Annotated in this window: 4 protein-coding genes; 1 reads left to right on the top strand and 3 read right to left on the bottom strand. The window is 69.8% G+C overall.

Features of this window, described 5'->3' with window-relative positions:
• Positions 1 to 81 precede the first annotated feature (81 nt).
• From whiA to rapZ, 3 genes are read right to left on the bottom strand one after another with little or no spacing between them, the layout of a single operon-like run.
• Positions 82 to 1,068, bottom strand: a complete 987-nt coding sequence (gene whiA / locus UK23_RS39710; protein ID WP_045316955.1) for a DNA-binding protein WhiA — start codon at positions 1,066 to 1,068, stop codon at positions 82 to 84.
• On the bottom strand, positions 1,059 to 2,027 hold the full coding sequence (locus UK23_RS39705) for a gluconeogenesis factor YvcK family protein (protein WP_045316957.1): 969 nt from the start codon (positions 2,025 to 2,027) through the stop codon (positions 1,059 to 1,061). Before UK23_RS39705 ends, whiA begins: the two co-directional genes overlap by 10 nt.
• A gap of 5 nt (positions 2,028 to 2,032) precedes the next feature.
• Complete coding sequence (rapZ, locus tag UK23_RS39700; protein ID WP_045316956.1) at positions 2,033 to 2,890, bottom strand: RNase adapter RapZ; 858 nt, start codon at positions 2,888 to 2,890, stop codon at positions 2,033 to 2,035.
• Between the two features lie 830 nt (positions 2,891 to 3,720).
• Here rapZ and UK23_RS39695 point away from each other — a divergent pair.
• A partial coding sequence (locus tag UK23_RS39695) for a hypothetical protein (protein WP_045316954.1) occupies positions 3,721 to 3,916 on the top strand: 196 nt, incomplete at its 3' end.

The following is a 3,916-nucleotide window of genomic DNA, read 5'->3' as shown; positions in this document are numbered from 1 at the left end:
CGGCAACGTTCCGGGCCACGCCACTAGCGAGTTCTATCTACGACGAAGGCCGGTCCCGTGGGACCGGCCTTCGTTCGTTTCTCAGACCTCTGCTTCGAGCATCTCCGCCGTGACCGCGGACTCGGTATCCGGCAGGCCCAGGTCCTTGGCGCGCTTGTCCGCCATCGCCAGCAGACGCCTTATGCGGCCGGCGACCGCGTCCTTGGTCATCTGCGGGTCGGACAGCTGGCCCAGCTCCTCCAGCGACGCCTGGCGGTGCGCGAGCCGGAGGTGACCGGCGGCGGCCAGGTGATCAGGTGCCTCCTGGCCGAGGATCTCCAGCGCGCGGGCCACTCGCGCGGCCGCCGCCACCGCCGCACGCGCGGAGCGGCGGAGGTTCGCGTCGTCGAAGTTCGCGAGCCTGTTGGCCGTGGCGCGGACCTCACGCCGCATCCGGCGCTCTTCCCACGCCATCACGCTGTCGTGCGCGCCGAGCTTCGTCAGCATCGCGCCGATCGCGTCGCCGTCCCTTATCACCACGCGCTCGGCACCGCGGACCTCGCGCGACTTCGACGAGATCCCCATCCTGCGCGCCGCACCGACCAGGGCGAGGGCCGCCTCCGGACCGGGGCAGGTGATCTCCAGCGACGAGCTGCGACCGGGTTCGGTCAGCGAGCCGTGCGCGAGGAACGCACCACGCCACGCGGCTTCCGCGTCACACACGCCACCCGACACGACCGGCGCGGGCAGGCCGCGCACCGGACGTCCGCGCGGGTCCAGCAACCCGGTCTGGCGGGCGAGCCCCTCACCGTCCTTGACCACGCGGACGACGTACCGGGTGCCCTTGCGCAGGCCGTTCGACTGGATCGTGAAAACCTCGGCGTGGTGGCCGTAAAGGGCCTGGATCTCCTTGAGCAGCCTGCGGGCGGCACTTCCCAGGTCCAACTCGGCCTCGACGACCACGCGTCCGGACACGATGTGCAGGCCGCCGGCGAACCTGAGCAGGGAGGACACCTCCGCGCGGCGGCAACAGGTCTTGGATACCGCGAGCCTGCTCAGCTCGTCCTTGACCGCCGACGTCATCGCCACGGGCTTGTCCCTCCCACTCCGGTCTCATCGACCACCTGCCTCAGGCAACCGGCCAGTGCCTCCGGATCATGCCGCTCCGCGGCGTCCAGTGCGGCGATCTTGGCCAGATGCGTCCGCGCGCCCAGTGCCGAAGCGGCTCGCGTCAACCGGTCCGGGGTGGGGACCGAGTCGACGTCGGCGATCACCGCGTCCACCTTCAGCTCGGGTGCGTGTTCGCAGACTACGTCCAAATGGCGCTCCGGAGAGAAACCGGCGGTTTCGCCCGGTTGGGGGACAAGATTGAGCACCAGGACCTTTTTGGCGCGGGTGTGTACGAGCGCATCGTGCAGTTCGGGCACCAGCAGATGCGGCAACACGCTGGTGAACCACGATCCGGGCCCGAGTAACACAAGATCCGCGCCAAGTACAGCCTGTACTGCTTCCGGACAGCCGACAGGTCGCCCGTTCGGGGCAGTCAGCCGGATGCGCTGCACGAGCCCGGGCGTGGTCGCGATGGCGACCTGCCCCCGGATGCGCCGCACGTCGTTCTCGTCCTCGTCCAGCCCCGTGACATCTGCCTCGATGTCCAGCGGCTCGTTCGACATGGGCAGCACCCGGCCCCGGACGCCGAGCAGCTTGCCCGCTTTGTCGAGGACCTGGACGGGATCACCGAGCTGCTCGAGCAGCCCGGCGATCACCAGGTTGCCGACCGCGTGCCCGGCGAGCGCCCCCGTGCCGCCGAAACGGTGCTTGAACAGGGACGTCCAGAGCACGCTCTCCTCGTCGTCCCCGGCCAGCGCCGCCATGGCCTTGCGCAGGTCACCCGGCGGCAACAGGTCTGTGATCTCTCTCCGGAGGCGCCCAGAAGAGCCCCCGTCATCCGCAACGGTCACCACGGCCGTCACGTCGTCGGTGACACGTCTCAGGGCAGTGAGGGTCGCGTGGAGCCCGTGCCCGCCGCCCAGAGCAACAGCTTTCAACTTCGTCACTCGCGTCCCAGATCCCTGTGCACGACCTTGACCGCCATGCCGTCCTCGGTGGCCAGCCGCGCCGCCAGCTCCTCGCTCAACGCCACACTCCGGTGCTTGCCCCCGGTGCACCCGATCGCAAGCGTCAGATACCGCTTGCCCTCGCGGCGGTAACCAGCGCCGATGAGCCTCAGCAGCTCGTGGTACCGGTCGAGGAACTCGTCCGCTCCTTCCTGGCTCAGCACGTAGTTGCGCACCTCGCCGTCCAACCCGGTCTGCTCCCGCAGCTCCGGGATCCAGAACGGGTTGGGCAGGAACCGCACGTCCATGACCAGGTCGGCGTCCATCGGCAGGCCGTACTTGTAGCCGAAGCTGAGCACGGTGACCCGCGTCCTGGACGCCGCCTCGGTGCCGAACGTGTCCTCGATCTTGGCCCGCAGCTGGTGGATGCTCAGCGCGGACGTGTCCAGCACCAGGTCCGCTTCCTGCTTGAGCGGCGTGAGCAGGATCCGCTCGGCCTCGATGCCGTCCTGCAGCCGGCCGTCCCCCTGCATCGGGTGACCGCGGCGCACCGCCTCGAACCGGCGGATGAGGACGTCGTCCGTGGCCTCGAGGAACAACACGCGCGGCTTGTACCCCCGCGCATCCAGGTCCTTGATGATGGAGGCCAGGTCCTCGGTGAACGCGCGACTGCGCACGTCCATGACGACAGCGACCCTGGTGATGGCCCCACGCGCCTGCGCGCCGAGCTCGACCATGGTGGCGATGAGTTCCGGGGGCAGGTTGTCGACGACGAACCAGCCGAGGTCCTCCAGGCACTTGGCCGCGGTGCTGCGGCCCGCACCGGACAGCCCGGTCACCACGGCGACTTCGATGCCGGACTTCTCCGCGTTCACGACTACGACTCCGTTACCTGTTCAGGAGCTTGACGCTCTCGTACGTGTTCTGGTCTTGGTGGCCAGCGTGCGCTCTTTGCCAGCGTGCGCGCTTTGCCAGCGTGCGCTCTGGGCCGGCGGCCGCGCTGTGCCGGCGGACAAGCGTGCCAGCGGACATGCGTGCGGACAAGCGGACAAGCGGACAAGCGTGCCAACCGCCAGGCGTGCCAGCGGACAAGCGTGCCGACCGCCAAGCGTGCCAGCGGACAAGCGTGCGCTCTGAGCCGGCGGCCGCGCCACTCGCCTGCACGTCCTCGGAGAGTCTCCACTGCTCCTCGGTGTTCGCGCGGCAGGTTCGGCACTTGAGACGCTACGTGCCCCCGCGATCCCCGCCACTCGGACGGGTGAACCCTGTCCTGATCCACGCCTGCCGCCGTCTATCAGATGTCCGGAAACCATGGTCGTCTTCGCCGCGACAGAAGGAAGGAGCGCACGGGTCGGCCAGCTCGTGCCCGCGCTGAGAAGAGCCCAGTCGGCCAGCTCGTGCTCGGGAAGACCGCCGCCGCAACGCCGAACAGGATGCCCGCGGGGTGGTGTTGGGAGACCCAGGCTGTCAGTTGGCAGGCCACGTCGTGCACCGCGCGGAGGTGCGCGATCAGGCGAGGCGGGGCCTGCAGGGCCTCCAGCAGGCCAGCGGATTCCGGCGGCAGCGGATGTAGGCCAGCGGCTTCCGGCGGCAGCGGATGTAGGCCAGCGGCTTCCGGCGGCAGCGGGTGTAGGCCGGCGTCCTCGGTCAAGGCTTGGCGCACAAGCGAAGCGAGCGTCAAGACTTGGCCTCGGACGAGGACGACGAGACAGCGGACGAGGACGAAGGCACGGTAGGCGAAGGCGCTGCCGACGAGGACGACGGCCCGGTGGACGAAGGAGCAGTGGGCGAAGGCACGGTGGGCGAAGGCGCCGCGGACGACGGAGCGGTGGGCGCCGGAGCGGTGGGCGCCGGAGCGGTGGGCGCCGGAGCGGTGGGCG

Source organism: Lentzea aerocolonigenes, assembly GCF_000955955.1.
In the GTDB taxonomy this organism is placed as follows: Bacteria; Actinomycetota; Actinomycetes; order Mycobacteriales; family Pseudonocardiaceae; genus Lentzea; species Lentzea aerocolonigenes_A.
The sequence above is the reverse complement of the archived record's forward strand: the minus strand, read 5'-3'. Positions and strand labels throughout refer to the sequence as shown.